The organism is Pseudomonadota bacterium (assembly GCA_027624955.1).
GTDB lineage: Bacteria > Pseudomonadota > Alphaproteobacteria > UBA828 > UBA828 > PTKB01.
In genome coordinates, this window is record JAQBTG010000038.1 from 17,123 (window position 1) to 39,093 (window position 21,971).

At 61.4% G+C, this 21,971-nt stretch carries 20 protein-coding genes and 1 pseudogene; 6 read left to right on the top strand and 15 right to left on the bottom strand.

Annotated features, from left to right (window positions below):
- The 5 genes from O3A94_13725 to O3A94_13745 form a co-directional block, all read right to left on the bottom strand.
- On the bottom strand, positions 1 to 1,353 hold the full coding sequence (locus O3A94_13725) for an amidohydrolase family protein (GenBank protein ID MDA1357311.1): 1,353 nt from the start codon (positions 1,351 to 1,353) through the stop codon (positions 1 to 3).
- Complete coding sequence (locus O3A94_13730) at positions 1,353 to 2,669, bottom strand: hydantoinase/carbamoylase family amidase (protein ID MDA1357312.1); 1,317 nt, start codon at positions 2,667 to 2,669, stop codon at positions 1,353 to 1,355. Before O3A94_13730 ends, O3A94_13725 begins: the two co-directional genes overlap by 1 nt.
- Complete coding sequence (locus O3A94_13735) at positions 2,666 to 3,670, bottom strand: LLM class flavin-dependent oxidoreductase (protein MDA1357313.1); 1,005 nt, start codon at positions 3,668 to 3,670, stop codon at positions 2,666 to 2,668. Before O3A94_13735 ends, O3A94_13730 begins: the two co-directional genes overlap by 4 nt.
- Before the next feature lie 61 nt (positions 3,671 to 3,731).
- Entirely contained in the window at positions 3,732 to 4,745 is a 1,014-nt protein-coding gene (locus O3A94_13740) for an isopenicillin N synthase family oxygenase (GenBank protein MDA1357314.1), read from the bottom strand.
- A gap of 150 nt (positions 4,746 to 4,895) precedes the next feature.
- On the bottom strand, positions 4,896 to 5,198 hold the full coding sequence (locus O3A94_13745; GenBank protein MDA1357315.1) for a DUF1244 domain-containing protein: 303 nt from the start codon (positions 5,196 to 5,198) through the stop codon (positions 4,896 to 4,898).
- Positions 5,199 to 5,326: 128 nt separating this feature from the next.
- Between O3A94_13745 and O3A94_13750 the strand changes: the two genes are divergently transcribed.
- From O3A94_13750 to pyk, 4 genes are read left to right on the top strand one after another with little or no spacing between them, the layout of a single operon-like run.
- Entirely contained in the window at positions 5,327 to 6,220 is an 894-nt protein-coding gene (locus O3A94_13750) for a DMT family transporter (protein ID MDA1357316.1), read from the top strand.
- On the top strand, positions 6,217 to 7,497 hold the full coding sequence (locus O3A94_13755) for an MFS transporter (protein MDA1357317.1): 1,281 nt from the start codon (positions 6,217 to 6,219) through the stop codon (positions 7,495 to 7,497). Before O3A94_13750 ends, O3A94_13755 begins: the two co-directional genes overlap by 4 nt.
- A 16-nt stretch (positions 7,498 to 7,513) precedes the next feature.
- On the top strand, positions 7,514 to 8,767 hold the full coding sequence (locus O3A94_13760; GenBank protein MDA1357318.1) for a glycerate kinase: 1,254 nt from the start codon (positions 7,514 to 7,516) through the stop codon (positions 8,765 to 8,767).
- Between the two features lie 26 nt (positions 8,768 to 8,793).
- On the top strand, positions 8,794 to 10,212 hold the full coding sequence (pyk, locus tag O3A94_13765) for a pyruvate kinase (GenBank protein MDA1357319.1): 1,419 nt from the start codon (positions 8,794 to 8,796) through the stop codon (positions 10,210 to 10,212).
- A gap of 21 nt (positions 10,213 to 10,233) precedes the next feature.
- Here pyk and O3A94_13770 read toward each other — a convergent pair whose 3' ends face one another.
- The 9 genes from O3A94_13770 to O3A94_13810 form a co-directional block, all read right to left on the bottom strand.
- Positions 10,234 to 10,788: a tetratricopeptide repeat protein gene (locus O3A94_13770; GenBank protein ID MDA1357320.1), complete on the bottom strand. Its 555-nt coding sequence runs from the start codon at positions 10,786 to 10,788 to the stop codon at positions 10,234 to 10,236.
- Positions 10,785 to 12,092: a glycolate oxidase subunit GlcF gene (gene glcF, locus O3A94_13775; protein ID MDA1357321.1), complete on the bottom strand. Its 1,308-nt coding sequence runs from the start codon at positions 12,090 to 12,092 to the stop codon at positions 10,785 to 10,787. Before glcF ends, O3A94_13770 begins: the two co-directional genes overlap by 4 nt.
- A gap of 14 nt (positions 12,093 to 12,106) precedes the next feature.
- Positions 12,107 to 13,324: a glycolate oxidase subunit GlcE gene (glcE, locus tag O3A94_13780; GenBank protein MDA1357322.1), complete on the bottom strand. Its 1,218-nt coding sequence runs from the start codon at positions 13,322 to 13,324 to the stop codon at positions 12,107 to 12,109.
- The gene (locus tag O3A94_13785) at positions 13,324 to 14,811 is read right to left on the bottom strand and encodes an FAD-binding protein (protein MDA1357323.1); all 1,488 of its coding nucleotides are present in this window, start codon (positions 14,809 to 14,811) and stop codon (positions 13,324 to 13,326) included. The genes glcE and O3A94_13785 overlap by 1 nt, the downstream gene beginning before the upstream one ends.
- Positions 14,812 to 14,979: 168 nt before the next feature.
- Positions 14,980 to 15,105: a type B 50S ribosomal protein L36 gene (gene ykgO, locus O3A94_13790; protein MDA1357324.1), complete on the bottom strand. Its 126-nt coding sequence runs from the start codon at positions 15,103 to 15,105 to the stop codon at positions 14,980 to 14,982.
- Positions 15,106 to 15,187: 82 nt separating this feature from the next.
- On the bottom strand, positions 15,188 to 16,144 hold the full coding sequence (locus tag O3A94_13795; protein MDA1357325.1) for a methyltransferase domain-containing protein: 957 nt from the start codon (positions 16,142 to 16,144) through the stop codon (positions 15,188 to 15,190).
- 133 nt (positions 16,145 to 16,277) lie between these two features.
- Complete coding sequence (locus O3A94_13800) at positions 16,278 to 17,135, bottom strand: fumarylacetoacetate hydrolase family protein (GenBank protein MDA1357326.1); 858 nt, start codon at positions 17,133 to 17,135, stop codon at positions 16,278 to 16,280.
- A gap of 19 nt (positions 17,136 to 17,154) precedes the next feature.
- On the bottom strand, positions 17,155 to 18,000 hold the full coding sequence (locus O3A94_13805; GenBank protein MDA1357327.1) for a putative hydro-lyase: 846 nt from the start codon (positions 17,998 to 18,000) through the stop codon (positions 17,155 to 17,157).
- 189 nt (positions 18,001 to 18,189) lie between these two features.
- Positions 18,190 to 19,485: a DNA polymerase IV gene (locus O3A94_13810; protein MDA1357328.1), complete on the bottom strand. Its 1,296-nt coding sequence runs from the start codon at positions 19,483 to 19,485 to the stop codon at positions 18,190 to 18,192.
- A gap of 131 nt (positions 19,486 to 19,616) precedes the next feature.
- Here O3A94_13810 and O3A94_13815 point away from each other — a divergent pair.
- Positions 19,617 to 20,299 (top strand): annotated as a pseudogene (locus O3A94_13815) (protein-L-isoaspartate(D-aspartate) O-methyltransferase).
- 12 nt (positions 20,300 to 20,311) lie between these two features.
- Here O3A94_13815 and O3A94_13820 read toward each other — a convergent pair.
- A complete protein-coding gene (locus O3A94_13820; protein MDA1357329.1) occupies positions 20,312 to 20,947 on the bottom strand; it encodes an OmpW family protein in 636 nt (211 codons plus the stop codon).
- Between the two features lie 115 nt (positions 20,948 to 21,062).
- On the opposite strand from O3A94_13820, the gene O3A94_13825 reads away from it, so the two are divergent.
- Positions 21,063 to 21,971: FAD-binding oxidoreductase (locus O3A94_13825; protein ID MDA1357330.1), on the top strand; the 909-nt coding region annotated here is incomplete at its 3' end.

Here is a 21,971-nt window from a genome sequence, read left to right on the forward strand (position 1 = left end):
TCACGCCGTGGCGGCGGGGCGAACGAAGCGGCCGGCGCCACGGCGACCGACAAGTTCTCCGCCGCTATAGACCGGCTTGCCGCGGAGATAGGTCGCGCTGATCTGAGCGCCGAAGCGCATGCCGTCATAGGGGCTCCATTTCACGTTTGAAGCCATACCGCCGGCGTCGAAGGTCCAGTCTTTGGGCTCGACAACGATGAAGTCCGCGTCCGCGCCGGGCACCAAGGCGCCCTTCTGCGGATAGAGCCCAAAATGACGCGCGGGGCGCTCAGACAAAAGCGCCGCGATGCGGGTCGGGCTTAGTCCGCGGTCGCGAACGGCGCCGGTGTAAAGCGCGTAAAACAAGGTTTCCAGGCCGGGCACGCCGGAGCCATTTTTGAACATGTCGGGATTCGATTTTCGGCTCAGCGGCCACGCGACGTGATCCGACGAGACGAATTCAATCTCGTCGGCCATGAGTTTTTCCCACAACGCGGCGCGCTCATCCGCCGAGCGGATCGGCGGGTTTTGTTTGAGCCGGGCGCCGAGCTCGAGCACTTGATCTTCTTCAAAGGTGAGGTACTGCACGCAGGTCTCGGCGCTCGCCCGTACGCCGTCTTCGCGGTAGCGTCGCACATGATCAAATCCACGCGCGAGCGAGCTGTGCACGATGTGGCAGCGCACGCCGGTGACCCGGGCAATTTCAAAGACGGCGACATTTGCCGCCAGCTCCGCGACCGGCGGGCGGCTCGCACCATGGCTTTCCGGCGTGTTGCGCCGTTCGCTGTGCAGGCGCGCGGTCAGACGCTCGACGATCGTCGGGTCTTCATTGTGGAAGGCGACGGTAAGTCCGGTCTCAGCGATAACCGGAAAAATCTCAAACAGCTCGCCGGCGTCGAAACGTGGAAAGCGCACCGGGTGGTATTCATAGGTCGAGACTTTGAAGGCACAAGCGCCGGCCTCGGCCATCTCGATGATGCCCTCGGTGCCGGCGCCTTTTTTGGGCGTCGCATAAAGCGCGACGTCGACATAGGCGATTTTCTCCAGCGTCTCGACCTTGGCCTCGAGCAACTGGACGGTATTGACCGGCATCGGGTCGTCGAACGGCATATCGACGATGGTCGTCACACCGCCCGCCGCCGCGGCGACTGAGGCGTCTTCGAGCCCGGCGATGCCTTCCGCGCTGCCGGCATGTACTTGTCCGTCGATCACGCCGGGGAAGATCAGATTGCCGCCAGCATTGAGCGTCTCTCGGGCGTCCGGCGCCGGCCCAACGCCGATGGCGCCGATAGTTTCACCCTGGATGGCAAGATAGCCGTCCTTCAACACGCGGTCGGGCAGGACGAGGTCTCCGCGAACGACAAGATCGAACATCAGTTTGTCTCCCCATCCTGTTTGCCCGCCAGTGACGCGGCAGCGGCGGCGAGCACCTGCACCCCGGCGCAAAAATCATCGAGGTCCATTGCTTCCTCCGGATTGTGACTACCATGGGCATTGCGCACCAGTACCATCGCCGCCGGAATTCCGGCGCGGTGAAACACCGCCGCGTCGTGGCCGACGGTGGCAAAGCGCCGCGTCGGGATATTGAGTGCCACCGCGGTCTCTTCGAGGATCGTCCGCAACGCCGCATCGAGCGGCGCCGGCGCGTTGCCGACGCACTCGCCGAGCGCGAATTCCACCCGGCGCCGGGGGCCGATTTCGGCGGCGAGTTCTTGGACCCGGTTACGGCAGGCATCAAGGAAAGCCTCGGTAGTGCCGCCAAAGTTAAGCGTGAAGTCGCAGCGCCCCGGCACCTTGGTCATGCCGTGTTGGGCGCTGTCGGTATAGAGCTTGCCGACCGTAAATACCGTGTCGGGCACACCGCGCGCCTCCTCCGATATCCAGAATTCGTCGAGCCCGTGGAGCAATTCGCTGACGGCGAGAACGGCGTCCTGCCGGTAGGCGCGTGGCGTGGCACCGGAATGATCATAACGGCCCGTGCAACTTGCATAGGGCCAGCGCACATTGCCGCGAATCATGGTCGGAATCGCCACTTGAACGCCTTCACCGACGAGAACCGGACCCTGTTCGATATGCAGTTCGAGAAATGCCCGCGTGCCGGCCGGCGTGATCTCCGGCGCGCTTTCATTACGCAACGCATCGACATCAACGTCGACATCGCTCATGTGCTCGGCGAGCGTGCGGTTCGTATCGCCGCGGCGCAAACTATCGAGCATGTCGTGCGGCAGGGACCCGAGCGCCAGGCGGCTGCCGATGAACGGGATGCCGAACCAGACACTCTCTTCTCCGCGAATACCGAGCGAAACGATATCGCAATCCGGCACCCAGCCGATATCGCGCAATGCCGCCTGGACGACGAGCCCGGCGATAAACCCGGCCAGGCCATCGAAATGACCGCCGGTCTGGACCGAATCGAGATGCGAGCCCATCATCACCACCGGCTTGGGCGGCACCTTCCCTGGCAAAGTGCAGCGCAGATTTCCGGCCCGGTCGTAATCCACGGCGAGTCCGATTTCACGCGCCGCGCCGGCCAGTATGTCCGCAGCGGCCTGATCCGTGGCGCTCCACGACGGCCTGGTGACGCCAATACCGTCCTGGCTCGCAGCACGAATTTCATCGAACAGTTTAGCCGCCATTGCGGTGCGGCCGGCCACCGCGGCGGAGAGCGCCGCCACGTCGACACCGCTCATGGTGCAAACACGTCCATAATTTCATCATAATTTCGGCTGAGCGGGATCAGGATCATTTGATCAAGCCCGGCATCCATCCAGCGCTGGGCGCTGGCAACGCATTCATCCGGCGTGCCGTAGGCGATGAGATCCCCGACCATGGCATCGTCGACCAGTGCCATGGCATCTTCGATACCGCCCGGGCGCGGCGGCCAGCCGCCCATCACCTGTTTGATCTCAGCCAGCCGGTCTTCGGGAAACTCCCAGGCCTTGGCGAAATGCGGCTGCTGGCCGAGATATTGGGTCACCAGCCGCTTGGCGTCATAGAGCGCCTTGCCGCGATCGGCATTCATGGAGATGTTGACGAGCTGTATCTTCTCGACATCGTCGAGGCTGCGCCCGGCGCGCGCGGCACCGATGGCCATGCGCTCGAGGGAGCGCACCGTATAGGACGGCGAGAGGATGCCGTTGATCAGCGCACCATCGGCAATCTCGCCGGTAAGCTCCATCATTTTTGGGCCGGTTGGGCCGATGAATATTTTGACGTCCGGCGGTACGCGCGCATCGCCATGGCCGAGATCGAGGGTGAGATCGCGCACTTTGACCAGATCGCCCTCGAAGCTCACGCCTTCCTCAAGCGCCAGCAAGCGGCGCAGCACGCCGATATATTCGCGCATTTGGGTAAGCGGCTTTTTGCGGTCGATGCCCTGCTTCCAGGCGAGCGGGTCCCAATAGGCACCGAGGCCGAGGTTCATGCGCCCGGGCGCGAGATTGTCGAGGGTGGCGAAGGTCACCGCCATCAGCGCCGGGCCGCGTGTCCAACTATTGACGATGCAGGTGCCGAGGCGGACGCGCTCGGTGACGGCGGCCATGGCGCCCAGCACCGATATGGCGTCGCGCGCGAGCCGCGTCTCGGTGACCCACAGTGAATCATACCCCAGCGCCTCGGCCTTGACGGCAAGGCGCAGCTGCTCCCGCACGCTGGGACGATCGAGAAAACCGAATCCAATTTTTTGTGTCATCGAAGATCATCCCTTCCGCTCTTTTCGCAAGCGGTGTGCGCCAGCGTAAGGATGCCGGGGTTTATTGGGCGCTTGCTTCGTCGAGCAGAGGTTGGCGGCTGAGGTCGACTTTGCGCGCAACATGGACGCCTGAAGTGATGCGCTCATAGCGTGGCGGATTAGCCGCAGTGGTGCAGGTCGGCAAGCATTCGACGACGGCGTCATAGTTTGGCTGGTGAAAAAACAACAGCGAGAGGCGGCTGCTATTCGCCTCTGCGCGCGGCGGATTGACCACGCGATGGATGGTGGAGCGCCAGCGGTCGTTAGTCCATTCGGCCATCAGGTCGCCAAGATTGACAGTGAACGTTCCCGGGATGCAGGGCACGTCCGACCAGGCGCCGTCCTTGCCGCGGACCTGAAGGCCGCCGACCGGCGAGTCCGAGGAGACGATGGTGAGACTGCCGTAATCCGAATGCGGCCCGCAGCGCAGCTGACCTTCGGCCGGCGCTGTCAGTTGCGGCGGATAGTAAGACGCGGTGAAGTTGGTGATGTGTTTGTCGATCTTGTCGGCGAAGAATGTCTCGTCGAGACCAAGCGCGACGGCAAATATCCGCATGAGATCGCCGGCCAGACGCTCCATCTCTTTATAGTAGGCTTGCCACAGCGCGCGCATCTCGGACGGGTTGTCGGACCACAAATTGGCCGCGAAGAAGCGCCAGCCGTCCGGCCCGTAATGATATTCGTCATAGGCATGATCGGACGGGCCGCTGACGAAACATTCGCGCCAATCAGGCGCGTTTTGATGCTCGTCCATGCTGTATGCCACGTCCTCGCTGCCGACCGCCATGAACCCGCGGTAGCGGTCGGGCGGCATCTTGACGCGAAGCTTCTCCCAGTGCGGTAGATCGAAAAAGGCGCGGGTAACGCGGCGCATTGCCTCGCTCTGTGCCTCGGCCACGCCATGCCCCGAAATCACCAGGAAGCCGATGTTGCGGCAGGCATCATCAACCTGAGCCGCGACACGCGCTTTGGCTTCAGCGCCACCCGAAAGGAAGGGCTCTATATCGATAACTGGAACAAGAGACTCCGCCATCATCTGATCTCCCTCACCCGCCGCCGCCCCAAACGGAGCAGCAGTTGTCACATCTTCACAAAGTACAGTCGCCGACCCTTTCGATCATAGCCAACTCCAACGGCTGATGAAACGGTTTCGCCAGTGCTGCTCTCGAGGCCATAGCTCGACTATTCAAAACGCGTGTTTGTCGGCCTCGGCTTTGAATTTTTCTACTTTTTCTGGCGTCGTCTCAGTCTGATAATTTTCTTTCCATTCGTCATATGTCATGCCGTAGACGACCTCGCGCGCTTCATCGAAGGACAGCTCAACGCCGCGCTCCTTGGCCGCCGCCAAATACCATTTGGAAAGGCAATTGCGGCAAAAGCCGGCCAAGTTCATCAGGTCGATATTCTGTACATCGGTACGCTTGCGCAAATATGCGGTGAGACCGCGAAACGCCGCCGCTTCCAGTTCTATCCGTGTCTGATCGTCCATCTCTCTGCTCCCGTTTTGGATCGCGATTGCCACAATGAAATACCGTGCGAATTACCGTGTGAATTACTGTGTGATTTACTGTGGTGAATTCCCGTGTCGTATCCGCCTGTGAGTACGTATAACAGCGCATGCGCTTCTCCCCAACCGCCAGCTTCGGCTTACCGGCGCTCGCCATCGGTGTGCTGTTTATTTCCTTCTCGCCGGTGCTGGTGCAGGTGAGCGAGGTTGGACCCAGCGCGACGGCGGTTTACCGCATGCTTTTCGCGCTGCCGGCGCTGACCGCCTGGATGGTGCTGGAGCGGCGCCCGGAACATGTGCCGCTGCGCAAGCTGAAGATGCGCGATTGGGGATTGCTGGCGCTCGCCGGTCTGTTGTTCACCGGTGATCTCGTGTCCTGGCATAGCGCTATCCGCATGAGCGGCATCGCCAACGCTACGTTTCTCGCCCATCTTTCGACGCCGATCGTCTCGCTCGGCGCCTGGTTGCTGTTTCGCGAGCGCCTCACCTGGGGCTTCATGACCGGCTTGGTGCTCGCCATGGCCGGCACCGCGCTAATCATGGGCACCAGCATACTCGAGCCCAGCGGCAATTTGTTGGGCGACGGGCTCGGCCTGTTGACGGCGTTTTTCTACGGCACTTATCTGCTCGCCATCAAACAGCTGCGTGACAGCCTGCCGAGCGGCTTGATCATGGCCGTCACCAGCGTCTTTAGCCTGATTGGGTTGTTGGTCGCGGCGTTGGTGATAGGCGATGAATTGATTCCGGTGACGCTGTTGGGTTGGGGGACGCTGGTCGCCATCGGATTGTTGATCCACAGCGGTGGCCAGGGATTGATCACGGTCGCGTTCCGCCATCTCAGCGCGTCTTTTGCGTCAGTGGCACTGCTCGCGACGCCAGTTCTCGCGGCTCTTTTCGGCTGGCTATTGCTCGGCGAAACACTGACGCTTTTGCAGAGCCTGGGCTGCGCCGCCGTGCTGGCCGGCATCGCACTTTCACAACGTCTCGGCGCTACCAAGAAATGATCGGGAAACGCGGCATAGCAGGCGTGCCCGGGGCAGCCGCCGCGCCCTGGCTGTTTTGGCTGACCGCGGCGGCGCTGTTCGGATATGGCCATCTCACACGGGTGGCGCCGGGCAGCATGGTCGACGCCCTGATGCGAGATTTCGCCGTGGGCGCCGCAGCGCTCGGCAATATCTCAGCGATGTATTGGTACGCCTATTCGATATTTCAGATTCCCGGCGGCTTCCTGGTCGACCGTTTCGGCCCGACCCGGATCATTGCGATCAGCGCCGTTCTTTGTGCCGGTGGTGGGTTGTTGTTCGCCTATGCGCCGAGCGTCGAGGCCGCCAATGCCGGGCGTTTCATCACCGGCGCGGGCGGCGCGGCACTCTATGCCTGTTGCGTCAAAATCGCCCACGCATCGTTCGATTCCAAGCGTTTCGCGCTCCTGGGCGGCGCCACAATTCTGATCGGCATGTTTGGCGCCGCGCTCGGACAAGCGCCGCTCGCGGCGCTTATCGAGATTGACGGCTGGCGGCCGGTGATGTTTTGGGTCGCCCTCGCGGCCCTACCGCTTGGCGCGTTGGTCTTTATCGGCCGCCGCAGCCGGCGCGCGGAAGCCGGCCGAGCGGTGCATTCGCGCGAACTCTTCGGGCTCATGCGCGACGTTGCGCGGTTACGGCAATATTGGATCATTACCCTGTTCGCCATGATGGTTGCCGGGCCCGCCATCTCCTTTCCCGTGTGGGGCATCGCCTATTATATGCAGGTGCTGGACTACGCCCGGGCCGAGGCGGCGATCTTTACCACGGTGGCGCTGTTGGGCTGGGCCGCGGGCTCGCTTTCCGCCGGTTGGATCACCGGCCATGTGCGGCGGCGCAAGATCATTGCGGTGGCCCAGGCGCTGATGGGGCTGCTCGGCTGGTCGCTTTTTGTTGCCTTTCCCGGTCTTCCCGAAATTGTGCATTACATCTTGATGCTGCTGATCGGGCTTTCCGCCGGCGGCATCGTGGTGAGCTTCATTCTGATCGCCGATATCTGCCCGCCGCGTGCCGTCGGCACGGCGATCGGCATCTCCAATACTGTGGTCATGCTGCTGAGCGCCGCGATTTTACTAATCATGGGCTTTGTACTCGATCTATTGTGGACCGGCGAAATTGTGGACGGCGTGCGGATTTATTCGTCGTTCGCGTTCCGCATGGCCTATCTCGCCATGCCGGCGGCGTCCCTGGCGGCGGTGGTGGCCGCGCTAGCGATACGCGAGCGGCCGAACCCGGAGAACAAGGAAAGTTTCACATGAAACTGATTGCCCGATCATGACCCTGCCCGCACGCCAGCTCCTGCGCGACATGTTTGATGCCGCCGTGAACGCGGCGCAGCCGGCGCTGTGTCTGCCGCCCTATTTGCCATCGCCGCCGAGCGGGCGAACGGTTGTCATCGGCGCCGGCAAGGCCGGCGGCGCGATGGCGCGCGCGGTTGAGGATAATTTTTCGGGGCCGGTGGAGGGCTTGGTGGTCACGCGCTACGGCCACACCATGCAAACCGAACATATAGAGATCGTTGAGGCATCCCATCCGGTGCCGGACGCGGCCGGCGCTGACGCCGCCCGGCGCATCCTCGAACTGGCGCACGGCCTGCAACAAGATGATCTTGCGCTTTGTCTGATATCCGGTGGCGGCTCCGCCCTTCTCTCCCTGCCGGCACCGGGCCTGGGGCTCGACGACAAACAGCAGGTAACCTCGGCGCTGTTGCGTTCGGGCGCCACTATTTCCGAGATCAATTGCGTGCGCAAACACCTCTCGGCGATCAAGGGTGGGCGTCTCGCCGCCGCCTGCCATCCGGCACGGGTGGTGACGCTGGCGATCTCCGACGTGCCCGGCGACGATCCAGCAGTGATCGCCTCCGGCCCTACTGTGCCCGACCCCACGACCTTCGCCGATGCCAGCGCCGTGATAAAAAAATATGCCATCGACGCACCGGCAAACGTGGTGGATCACCTGCAGGCCGCCCAGGAAGAAAGCCCGAAGCCGAATGATGCACGCCTGGCGCACGCCGAATTTCGCCTCATCGCGACGCCCGCGGCGGCGCTTGAGGCGGCCGGCAAAATCGCGCGCCAGGCCGGCTATTCGGTGCGCCTGTTGGGCGATGCGTTGGAAGGCGATGCCGGTGATATGGCGCGCGTCCAGGCGGCACTGGCAGCCGAATGCGCGCCGGGAACGGTTCTGCTGTCGGGCGGCGAAGCGACGGTCACCGTTACCGGCGGCGGGCGCGGCGGCCCCAACGCGGAATATGCCCTGGCACTGGCGCTGGCGCTCGACGGCCGCGACGGTATATGGGCAATGGCCTGCGACACAGACGGCATCGATGGCACTGAAGACAATGCCGGCGCACTAATCGCGCCGGACAGCTTGGCGCGCGCCGCCACGCTCGGTGAGAGCGCCATCCAGCGCCTCGGCAACAATGATGCCTATGGCTTTTTTCTGGCGCTCGGCGATCTCGTCATGTCCGGCCCGACAATGACCAACGTTAATGATTTCCGTGCCATTCTTATCGATACTGGTTCGGACTAGGCTGAGTTGTTAGGGTAAGCGAGAAAATGCGTCGTCATCGAAAAGCAAAAATTGTCGCCACCTTGGGGCCCGCGAGCTCCTCGCACGCGTGTATCCTCGCGCTTTTCGAAGCAGGCGTGGACGTGTTCCGCTTCAATTTTAGCCATGGCAGCCATGAAGAGCATCGCGCGCGCTTCGACATCGTGCGCCAGATTGAACGCGATGTCGGACGGCCGATTGCCGTGATGGCAGACCTTCAAGGACCCAAGTTAAGGGTTGGCGAATTCGTCTCCGGCGAAGCCATGCTGGTGACCGGTAGCAAATTCCGCCTCGATCTCGCGCCTGAACTCGGCGATGAGACCCGCGCCCCCCTGCCCCATCCGGAGATTTTCTCCGCCCTTCAGGACGGCGCGGAAATTCTGCTCGACGACGGACGCATCCGACTAAAAGTGGAATCGCATGGCGCTGACTTCGCCGATACGAAAGTGCTGGCCGGCGGCAAACTGTCTGATCACAAGGGCGTCAATCTGCCCCGCGTGGCGTTGAATGTTAGCGCGATCACGGTCAAGGATCAGCGCGACCTGCGCTTTGCCTTGAAATTGGGTGTGGATTGGGTGGCGCTCTCGTTCGTACAGCGTCCGGAAGATGTCGCCGCCGCGCGAAAATTAATCGCTGGACGCGCGGCGATCATGACCAAGCTGGAAAAGCCGGCGGCGCTCGACAGTTTGGCGGAAATCATCGATCTCTCCGACGGCATCATGGTGGCGCGCGGCGACCTTGGCGTCGAGCTGGCGCCCGAAGACGTGCCGGCGGAGCAAAAGAATATCGTGCGCGCGGCACGGCGCGCGGGCAAGCCGGTGGTGGTCGCCACGCAAATGCTCGAATCGATGATTTACGCCGCCGCGCCGACCCGCGCCGAAGCGTCCGATGTTGCCACCGCGGTTTATGACGGCGCCGACGCGCTGATGCTGTCGGCTGAATCAGCGGCAGGCGCCTTTCCGGTGGAATCGGTAGAGATGATGAACCGGATTATCGAACGCGTGGAGCGCGACCCGGCCTACCGCGGGTTCATCGAAAGCCAGCACCACGACCCCGAAGCGACGCCATCCGATGCTATTACCGCAGCGGCCCGGCAAGTTGCCGAAACGGTTAACGCCGCCGCCGTGGTGAGCTACACAACGTCCGGATCGACCGCGCTCCGCGCCGCGCGCGAACGACCAGCGGTGCCGATCCTGGCGCTCACGCCTGAGCTGACGACAGCGCGCCGCCTGGCCATGGTGTGGGGCGTGCATTGCTTGCAAACAGAAGACGCAACCGATTTTCAGGACATGGTAGCGATCGCCTGCACGGCGGTGAGCGAACAGGGTTTTGCCCGCCCCGGTGACCGCATCGTCATTACCGCCGGTGTGCCGTTCGGCACGCCGGGTTCGACCAATGTGTTGCGTATTGCCTGGGTCGGCGAATGAACGCGCGGTGACGTTGTTGCGCTAGATCGTCGAGCGTTCCAGAATCGGGCGCAGTCGTTCTATCATACTCTTTGCATGCTGCATGTGCGGATGCACGGCCAACGCTGCCTCGAATGCCGCCATGGCTTTCCCAGGACGTTCCAATGCCAGATTGATCAGGCCAAGGCCCGAGAGCGCGCCGAAATGGCGTGGCTCCAGCGCCAATGTGCGCTCGACATCCGCAATCGAGCGCTCGTACTCGCCGGTCAGAAAATAGAGCGTGGCGCGCTTGTTCCAGCCTTCGGCAAAATCCGGGCGCATCTCGATGACGGTGTTGAAGCTAGTCAGAGCGGCATCGAACTGCCCCTGATCCATCGCGGCGATCCCGCTCCCCAGGATGCGATCGATTGCGGCATCGTTCGACAGGCTCCAGAGATGCCAAATTTGCGCTTCGATGCCAACCACATCGCTCATGGTTTGAGCTGACTTCAATTCGGCGAATAATTCGTTGAGCCGGGGATCGTCTTGCGCCGCCATACTCATGCGCCCCACCATAAGCGCAACCGTTAAGCCGATAAGGGCGATGACGCGAATCATCGGGCCAGAGAGCGACCGGCGAGAGCCGGCGGCAGCGGGCCGCCGGTCGCCCAATCGAGAAGCTCGGCCGTGTGAACGACCGGAATTTGCGTGCCGGAAGCGATCTGAACCATGCATCCTATATTCCCGGTAGCGATGATATCAGGCGTTATTTGCTCAAGCGTCTCGACCTTGCGTGTCAGCATGCGCCCGGCCAACTCGGGTTGCAAGATATTGTAAGTGCCGGCAGAGCCGCAGCACAGATGGCCGTCAACCGGCTCGCAGACCTCGAACCCCGCTTCAGCCAGCAGAGCCTGGGGTCCATCATGAATTTTTTGACCGTGCTGCAACGAACAGGCGCCGTGATAGGCAACTCGTAGCTTGGCGATATCCACCGATTTGAGCGGCCGCAAATCGATAAGGATTTCGCTGATATCGCGGGCCAGGCCAGCGACCTCGGCGGCGCCTGCAGCCAGCGCGGAATCGTCACGGAAGAGACTGCCATAATCCTTCAACATCGTGCCACAGCCCGACGCATTGGCGACGACAGCGTCCAGGGGCGCGCGGCGATGTTCGGCCAAGAAGGATTCAATATTGCCGCGCGCGAAGGATTGCGCCGTCGCCCGCTCGCCCTGATGCAATGATAAGGCGCCGCAACAACCCGCGCCTTTCGCCACCACGACCTCGCAGCCGTGACGCGCCAGCAGACGCACACTGGCTTCGTTTATCTGCGGCGCCAAAGCCTTCTGCACACAGCCGCTCAGCAGGGCCACACGCTTTTGCCGGGTGGCGCCATCGGCGGCGATGGTTTGCGGCCGGTCAACCCAAGACGGCGCATGCACGGGGCGGAACGACAACCGCATCAACGCGCCCAGGCGGCCGGGCAGAAATTGCCCGAGCACAGCCGGACCGCGAGCCGCCAACACTGCCACGCGGAACAGGCCGGGGCGCGGCAACAGCAGGCCGAGCAGGCGACGCAGCAGGCGATCAAGTGCCGGGCGGGTGTAGGTTTTTGCGATATGTTCGCGCGCGTGATCGACCAGATGCATGTAATCGACGCCCGATGGGCAGGTCGACATGCAGGACAGGCAAGACAGGCAGCGGTCGATATGGCGCACCGTGGCGCTATCGGCGTCGCGGCCACTTTCCAGCATGTCCTTGATCATATAGATGCGCCCGCGCGGGCTGTCGCGCTCGTCGCCGAGCAGCACATAGGTCGGGCAAGTGGCCAGGCAAAATCCGCAATGGACGCAGGTTCTAAGAACCCGCTCGGCCTCAGCAATTTCCGGCTTGGCCAGCTGGATGATGTCGAACTGTGTTTGCACGCTGCGCCTAGCTCCTAAACGCCAGCATACATGCGGCCCGGATTGAGTACGCCCGTCGGGTCAAAACTCTCCTTCAGGCGCGCCGAAAGCGCGGCGATGGCCGGCGCCGGGGGCTGAAATACCGGCACCACGGCGCGGATATCACCGGGCGCGCGCAGCAGGGTGGCGTGACCGCCAAGCGCCGCGACAGCGCTTCGAACCGCCGCCGCGCCGGCATCTTCGGCCGCCGCCACGGCGAGCCACACCAGACCGCCGGCCCAATCGAAATATGCTTCCGAAACCAAAGTTTCGCGCAGTGTCGAAATCAAGCGCGCACCGGCGGTGGGCGGCAGCGAGATGCGCCACAACGCCCGCGCGTCCCCAGCGAACGGCGCAGCATCGCGGATTTCGTGCCAAAATTGCCGCGAGTTCATACTGTGCAATTCCTCTATATCGCCGTGCGGCGCAAGCATGGTGCGGAGCATTGCGCAGCGCGCTTCCACGGACGGGCCGATCCCTTCGACGCGGAGCGCGGTAACTGCTGCGCCAGCTGTGGCGACATAGGATACTTGTGAGCGCGCCGCCTGCGCCGCCGGCAAATAGGCTGCGCCGGAGACATCATGCGGGCTCGACATGGCTTCTCCGAGTGCCGCGATAGCGGCTTCGGCATCGAGACCAATGACAAGCACCGTGCGGGTGCGTTCCGGCGCCGGCATGACCTTTATCGATACTTCATGCAGCGCCGCGAGCGTGCCCCAAGAGCCGGCCAGCAGTTTGCAGAGATCATAACCGGTGACGTTCTTGACCACCTTGCCGCCGGCCTTGAATGCCTCCGCCCGCCCACTGACGGCATGAAAGCCGAGCAGATGATCGCGCGCCGCGCCGGCCTTGATGCGGCGTGGGCCAGACAAATTGCAGGCCAGGGCGCCGCCGAGCGTCGCTCCTGCCTCGGTTCCGAGCAGCGCGCCGTAATCAGCCGGCTCAAAGGCCAGCATCTGCCCTCTCTCATCGAGCGCCGCCTCGATCTCGGCGAGCGGCGTGGCCGCGCCGGCGGTCAACACCAACTCCTCCGGCTCATAATCGCGGATGCCGGTAAAGGCTGACAGGTCGAGCGTGCGTTCGGCCTGCATCGGGCGGCCGAGCGCGCGCTTGCTGCCGCCGCCAATCAATTCGAGCGGATGGATTCCGGCGACGGCCCATTCGATCGCCTGAACAAGCTCGTCGACCGTGCGGGGTTTGAGTGCCTGATCCATTAAAAGCGCGGCAAATCCGGGAACGGCATTTGACCGCCATGCACATGTAGGCGGCCCAGTTCGGCGCAGCGGTGAAGCGTCGGAAAGACTTTGCCCGGATTTAACAGATGCTCGGCGTCAAATGCGCATTTGACGCGCTGCTGTTGCTTGAGGTCGATCTCCGTAAACATCTCGCCCATAAGGTCACGTTTTTCTACGCCCACGCCATGCTCTCCGGTCAGCACGCCGCCGACTTCGACACAGAGTTTAAGAATCTTGCCGCCCATTTCTTCGGTCCGTTCCAACTCGCCAGGCACATTGGAATCATAGAGAATAAGCGGGTGCAAATTGCCGTCGCCGGCATGAAACACATTGGCCACCTGCAGGCCATATTCCGCCGACAATTCGGAAATGCGATTGAGCACTTGCGACAGGCAACGGCGGGGAATCGTGCCGTCCATGACGTAGTAATCGGGCGAGATCCTGCCGGCCGCCGGAAACGCCGATTTCCGCCCCAACCAAAAACGCTGGCGCTCGGCCTCGCTCTCGCTCACGCGGAGCGAGGTCGCGTCGCAGGCGCTGGCGATATCGCCGACGCGGCGCACCAGTTCGGCGACTTCAATTTCCGGCCCGTCGAGTTCACAAATCAGTATCGCCGCAGCGTCGAGCGGATAACCGGCATGGCAAAAATCTTCGGCTGCTTTAATCGCCGGGCCATCCATCAGCTCAAGCCCGGCGGGAATGATGCCGGCGGCGATAATGCCAGCGACGCATTGCCCGGCGCTATCGTTGTTGGCGAACCCCATTAAGAGAGCCTGCGCCACAGGCGGTTTGGGCAGGATGCGGACGGTCACTTCGGTGATGATGCCAAGCATGCCCTCGGAGCCGGTAATCACGCCGAGAAGATCGTAGCCTTCGCTATCGAATTGCTTGCCGCCGATGCGGATGATCTCACCGCCCATCAGCACCATTTCGACGCCGAGCAGATTGTTGGTCGTGAGGCCGTATTTCAGGCAGTGCACACCGCCGGAATTCTCGGCCACATTGCCGCCAATAGAGCAGGCAATCTGACTGGAGGGATCGGGCGCATAGTAAAATCCGGCGGCGTCCATCGCCTTGCTGATGGCCAAATTGGCGACGCCCGGCTGCACCACCGCCGAGCGGTTGGCATAGTCGATTTCGAGAATGCGATTGAATCTTCCAAGGCCGATGGTGATGCCATCGGCAAGCGGCAGAGCGCCGCCGGAAAGACCGGTGCCGGCGCCGCGCGGCACCACTTTCACACCATGCTGCGCACAATAGGCGAGGAGACGCGAAACCTCTGCGGTATCGCCCGGCAGAACGACCAGCATCGGGGTCTGGCGGTAGGCGCTTAGAGCGTCGTTTTCATAAGTTTTGAGCGACGCGTCGTCGGCCATGACATACGTCGCGCCGACAATCTCACGCAGGCCGGCGGCAATCTCCGTGCGGCGGCTGATGGTGGATTGATCGGGTGTGGGCATCTTCATGGCGGCGCTTCGCTGCTAATGACTAGCGGGTCGCAGACAGTGTACGAATTCCGCCGTTCATCGGGCAATAGCGCAAGACTCTCGCGCAGCCGTTTGAGCGCCAGAGGTGGCTGTAAGTCTCTTAAGAACGGGAATTCTCAGCCGCGGCAAGGCGGCGGACGGGCGGGCTTAGCCCTGGCGCGCCTTGAAGCGCGGGTTGGTCTTGTTGATGACGTATACCCGGCCCCTACGGCGAACGATACGGCAATCCTTGTGGCGCCGTTTGGCTGCACGCAATGAGTTGAGAACTTTCATGGTTTAGGCTTTCTTCGGGCAATTTCAATAGCGCGCGGAAGATAGGCGCGCGGTTTGCGGCTGTCAACGCCAGGAACAGCGGTTATCTCAGCGCAGGATCCGATTTTCGCCCATATATCCGGAATATCGCCACATCGCCGCTGTCGAAGACCTTGATCCGATTGGCCCACATTTCAATCTCAGCGATGATCGCCGGCGCCCAGCCTGGTCGTGCTTTGCTTTCGGGCGCGATCTTTTCACTAAACTTGGCGAGCGCGCTCAGGATTTGCGCACGCACGGTAGCGGTCACGTCTTCGGTTATACTCACTTCGAAGCCGAGCTCTGAAATAAATGCACGGGTTTGGTCCAACGACCATAAAACCGGGCGCGCCGGCTCTTGCGCGGCCCATTCTTCAATTGCCGTGCTGGTGGCGCTGGGTTTGACCGCCAAATAATCCGTCAGCACCAGTTGGCCGTCGTTCCGCAGGCACTCGTAAAATTTTTTGAATATCGCTTCCTTATTGTCGATCGTGAACAGCGCATCCTTCGAAAACACGGTGTTAAAACCGCCATCGCGCAAATCTAGGCTTTCGAGATCGAACGTCTTGACCATCGCCTTTCTGCCTAGGCCGGCCATATGTGAAAGCTCCGCCCCCGCTTCGGCCAGTAAGGGTGAGGCTTCGAAGCCCGAAACCCAGGCGCCCGTCTGGTTGTGAAGCGCCCGCGTCGTGCCGCCCAATCCGGCGCCGAAATCGATGATCATCATGCCCGAATTAAGACCGAGGGGGCGGATCAACGCCTCGATTTCCTCATCTCCGCCGGGGCCCAAATAGCCTTTGCCCCAAATTTCCTCAGTTACCTGCAGGCGCGGATCGGACCAGGCGAGAGCCCGCCGGCCTTCCCAGATCGGCATCGATTTTTGCGCATCCGAAAATTCGTCGGGCGCGGGTTCGGCTGCCTGTTCGGGCTCATAATAATATCCTGCCCACCAGGCTTGCAGGCGTTTTGTCAAATGGCTTTGCGTGACCAAATTTGAAGGCAGGCTGGGTAAGCGCATCATTGGGTTGCACCGGACAGAAATTGGCGTCGGCTCACCGCCGACACGCGTGGACCCGTCCATATTCGACGCCAATGCTTAAAACTATCTAAATTTAGGAGCGTCCGCCCACCGAAGAGGGCACGATATTGCCCGGTCAGGCCTGCGCCAGCTCCTGACGTTGGCTGCCTAAACCGTCGATTTCAAGTTCCATCACATCGCCCGCGACCAGGAATTTAGGTGGTTTCATGCCCATTCCGACGCCCGGCGGGGTGCCGGTGGCAATCAAATCGCCAGCTTCCAAGACCATGAATTGGCTTAAATACCAGACCAAATGGGCAACACCAAAAATCATCGTGCTGGTGTTGCCGTTTTGGCTGAGATCGCCATTGACCGAAAGCTTCATCGCCAGTGCCTGCGGGTCAGCGATTTCATCGCGGCTGACCAGCCACGGACCGGTTGGGCAGAAGGTTTTGGCCGACTTTCCCTTGATCCAGGTCGGCCCGCGATTGATCTGAAAATCGCGCTCCGAGACATCGTTGACGATGCAGTAGCCGGCCACATAGTCCATTGCCGACGCCTCATCGGCGACATAACTCGCCTCTTTGCCGATGACCACGCCAAGCTCGACTTCCCAATCCGTTTTCACGCTGGTGCGCGGCACAAACACCGTGTCGTTGGGCCCGCAATAGGAGCTCGGCGCCTTGGTGAAGAGGATCGGTTCGGACGGTACCTTCATGCCAGCCTCAGCCGCGTGATCAGCATAATTCAGGCCGATGGCGAGGATATTGCCGGGGCGCGCGATCGGGGCGCCGATGCGCTCGGCAGCGATATCGATGATTGGAAAACCCTCGATGCCCTCTTTCAAGCGCGATTCGAGCGCCGCCATGCCACCGGCCGCCAGCCAGGCGCCGTCATATTCGTTCACAATCGAAGAGACGTCGATCACGATCCCGTCTGCCATCCGCACCGACGGCCGTTCCCGGCCCGGTGCGCCCACGCGCATCAACTTCATCGTTTGGCTCCAAAAATTTTTAGGGCGATTGTGGGGCGGAAGATATCTCCGGACCTCTGCCCGCGGCAAGCTCAGAAGCGGCAATATCGCTAATGACCATAAATCCGGGTGCGTGAGTGATGCAGATATCGGGCCGCGCCTGTTTGATCGCCATCTGTGGGGTGACGCCGCATGCCCAGAACACCGGTATTTCGCCGTCTTCCACCGGCGTGGGTTCGCCAAAATCCGGCGCCATGATATCTTTTATGCCAATCGCCGCCGCGTCGCCAATTTGCACCGGCACGCCGTGCGCGAGATCGAATTGTGCGCAGATTCGGGCGGCCCGTTGAGCATGTTCGGGCGTCATCGGCCGCATCGAAACGACCGTCGGGCCAGCGAACGTGCCCGCCGGAACGGTCTCGATATTGGAGATGAACATGGGCACCCCCATGTTGCGTTCGATATGGCGCAGCGGAATACCGTTGTCCAGCAACGCCGATTCAAAACTATAAGAGCAGCCGAGAACGAAGCCGACGAAGTCATCCTCCCAAACATCACGGATATCGCTGGTCTCGCGCTCCAGCTCACCGTGTCGATAGATGCGGTAAAGCGGCACATCGGTACGCAGATCGAAATCCTCGGCCAGGCTCGGCAGTGCCGGATCGCCCGGCTTTGAGATGGCGAGCAACGGGCACGGTTTGGGATTTGCCTCGCAATAGCGGTGGAAATCATCGGCCAGATGGGACGGCAGGATGACCAGATTGCCCTGCACGCAAAGCGGCGCGGCGCCAGCGGTTTGATCGGCGAAAAGGCCGCTGCGAATCCGGGCGCGGAGGGCCACCGCTTCATCGCGCGCGGCACTACGCGCAGCGACTTGTTGTTCCATTGTGCTCACGGGTTCAATTTCCTTTGCGGGCCAGTCCGAAGGTTAGAATTTACCGTATTTCGAATAGGCTTGTCGCGGGTCATAGGCTTATCGCGGGTCGATGCCTTCAAGGATCGCCTTTCGCACCATATTCTCAGTTTGCATCATTTATTCAATATTCTTTGAACTAAAGCGATCAAACAGGCGAGATTATTTGCGCTTGCCTGGCAGCGAGCGGCCCTTAACCGGTGCCGCATCGCCAAAGCGATCACGCAAGCCGTCGACGGTTTTTTCGAGTACCGCGGTGCGTTCGTCTTCTGCGCCGAACAAATCCGCTTGCGGCGCATTTTCGTCGCTTTCCAGGCCGCTTAATCCGACCCCGATCAGCCGGTAGAGGCGACCATTGGCTTCTTTTTTGAGCAATGGCAAGACGGCGTGGAACAGCACTTCCGCGAGCTGTGTCGGCGCCGTCAGGGTGCGCGAGCGGGTAAGAATCCTGAAATCCGCGGTACGCAGCTTGAGCGTCGCTGTGCGCCCAATCAGCTCGCTCTTGCGCATGCGCTGGGCGACACGATCACATTGCCGCCATAATTTGGCTTCTAGCGCGTCGAAGGCGCGGATGTCCTCGCCAAATGTGGTTTCGGAGGAAACGCTTTTGGCCACCCGGCCAGGCTTTACCGCGCGCCCGTCCTCGCCGCGAGAAAAGCGCGCGAGGCGCGTGCCGATGGCGCCGTAACGCCGCACGAGTTCGGCGTCTTGAAATTCACGCAGCTCGCCGATGCGATAGATGCCATCACCGGCGAGGCGCCGCTGCATCGCAGCACCGACACCCCACAACAGGCCGACCGGCTTGGCGCTAAGAAATTCACTCGCCTCGGCCCGGCCGATGACCGAAAAGCCACGTGGCTTATCCAAATCGGAGGCGATCTTGGCAAGAAATTTGTTGTAACTCAGGCCGACGGAAACAGTAACGCCGAGCTCCTCTTCAATTTCCCTGGCGAGCTTTGCCAAGCTACGCGCCGGGCTGCCGCCATGCAGGATTTCGGTGCCAGAGAGATCGAGAAACGCCTCGTCGATCGAGATCGGCTCGACCAGGGGGGTGCGGGCGATCATCATCTCGCGTATCGCACGGCCGACGCGGGAATATTTTTCCATGTTTGGAGAGACGACGACGGCGTGTGGGCAGGCTTCCAGCGCCTTGAACATTGGCATCGCCGAGCGGATGCCGTAGCGCCGGGCGATATAGCAGGCAGCGGCCACAACGCCCCGCTTGCCGCCGCCGACCAGCACCGGCTTATCGGCCAGCGCCGGATCATCGCGTTTCTCTATGCTGGCATAGAAGGCGTCGCAATCGACATGGGCGATGGCCAAGGCAGTCAATTCGCTATGGCTGAAGGTGCGCTTAGAAGCGCACTCCGGGCAAGACTCAGACGTCCCGTCGCCGTCGCCACTGACAACACCGTCCCAGCCACAGTCTCGGCAAATCGCAGAGAGAGGCGCCGGCATCTCAACCGCCCTGATGAATTTCTGGCCGAAGGGCACGCATTATGTTTCTATTTATAGCAGATCAAAGCGCCACGCGGACATGGCCGCGAAGCTTTTTGCGGGCGCAGGAACTGCTGATTTTGGAGTTGATCATGTCGGTGCTAAGCCCGGTTGATGCCCAATTCGGTGCCCTTCGCCACAGCATGGTCGGGCAGGTGGCGAGCCACGCCAGCTTGGTCGCCGACAGGACCGGCCGCGAGATACTCGACGAAGCAGTGATGGCTGCCCTTGGCCGCGTGCCCAGGCATGAATTTGTGCCGGTGGAAATGAAACTCTTTGCCTATCTTGTTCACCGCTGCCGATTGGCCACGGCAAGACCATCTCGCAACCATTTATCGTCGGGCTGATGACCGATTTGCTGGAGGTATCCGGCTGCCACAAAGTTTTGGAAATCGGCACCGGTCTTGGCTATCAAGCCGCCGTTTTGGCCGAGTTAGCGCGCGAGGTCTACACCGTGGAAATCATCGAGGAGCTCGCCGCCGAAGGCAAAAAGCGGCTTGACGCCAGCGGCTACGCCAACATCCATTTTCGCGTCGGCGACGGCAATCAGGGCTGGCCAGAGCATGCACCGTTCGACCGCATTATCGCCACCGCCGCGCCCGATCTCATGCCGCCGGCGCTGCTCGGGCAGCTCAAGGCGGGCGGGCGCATGATCATTCCCGCCGGTCTGGAAGACGATCAGCAGCTTTTGCTGGTCGAAAAAAGCAGCGCTGGCCAGATTTCGACACGCGAAATCCTGCCGGTACGTTTCTCGACCCTGACTTCGCCCTCCTGAGGCCGGCCGCGGCTAAAAGCGATAGGCAACGCCAAGGCCGAATATCCAGGGATCAAGATCGACATCGGCGGTGATCGCGCCACCGTTCAATGTCACGTCGGTGCTCAGAAACACCTTCTTGATATCGACGTTGATCCCCCAATGATCATCAATACCGTAATCAAGCCCGGTCTGCAGCGCATAGCCGAAATTATTTTCGTAATTGATTGAAGCCACGGTTCCGCGCGGCGCGCTTTCATCATAGAAAAATGTGTAATTGAGCCCAGCGCCAACATAGGGGCGGAAATCCTCACCAGGGAGAAAATGCCATTGCAGAGTCAATGTCGGCGGCAACATCGAGACCTTTCCGAGATCGACATTGCCAAGCGTCGAGCCGGTCACATTCGCGCGGTGGCGGGTGGTCGCGAGAATAAGCTCGGCAGCGATGTTATCGGTAAAAAAATACGTGATATCGAACTCAGGCACGGTATCACTGTTGACATCGACGCTGCCGCCGATGGGATCTACAGTGCTGCTAACATCGGCGCTCATATGGATACCGCGCAGGCGCAGGAGCCATGAATCACCTGCCGCCGCCACCGTCGACAGCATGCTGAGCGCGAGAATTGCGCTACAACAAGTCAGGAGCCTAATTTTGAGAACACTCATTGTTCTTCCCTTCCGGTTCAATCAAACTACCGCGTATAGGCCATACTGCGAGTAGTGACATTGAGCCATGTCAAATTCTGCGCCGACGAAATTCGCCAAGAAAAGCTGAAAAAATATGACCCAAAGACGATTGAAATTTTGGGGATGGGGCCATGAAGACCAGACCCTGTCCGAAGCGCAAGCGCGCGACATCGCGGCCCGTATCGGCGGCCTGACCGGTCTATCCCCGCAGGGTTACACCGCACCACCGACCCTGGACGAGATCAACCTCTCCGCGCCGCGCCTGGCCGCGCCGCAAGCCTTGGCCGATATTTGCTCTACCAGCACTTATGACCGTGCCGCGCATACCTATGGCAAATCCTATCCGGATTACATCCGCGCCTATGCGCGCGATTTTAGCAACGCGCCAGATATCGTTGCTTTTCCGGAAGACGAGAAAGACATCGTTGCCCTGCTGGACTGGGCCGACAGCGCAGGTGCGGCGGTAATTCCGTTCGGCTGCGGTTCGACCGTAGTCGGCGGCATCGAGCCGGTGGTCGGGGGTACGTTCAAGGCGGTGCTCACCATCGACATGCGGCGCATGGCGAAGGTTTTGGAGATCGACCCCATATCGCGCGCGGCGCGCATTCAGGCCGGCGCCCTCGGGCCGGATTTGGAAGCGCAGTTGAAACCGTCCGGCCTGACGCTCAGGCATTTTCCACAATCCTTTGAATTTTCCACTCTCGGTGGCTGGATCGCGACGCGCTCGGGCGGGCATTTTGCCACCCTCTACACGCATATTGATGAGCTGGTTGAAAGCCTGCGCACCATAACGCCAAGCGGCACCATGGAAAGTCGGCGCCTACCCGGATCGGGCGCCGGGCCGAGCCCGGACCGCTTGATGATCGGCTCCGAAGGCTCACTCGGTATTATCACCGAGGCGTGGATGCGCTTACAGCCGAAACCCATTTTTCGCGCTTCAGCGGCGGTCCGCTTTGACAGCTTTGAAGGCGCCGCCGAAGCGATCCGCGCGGTGGCGCAGGCC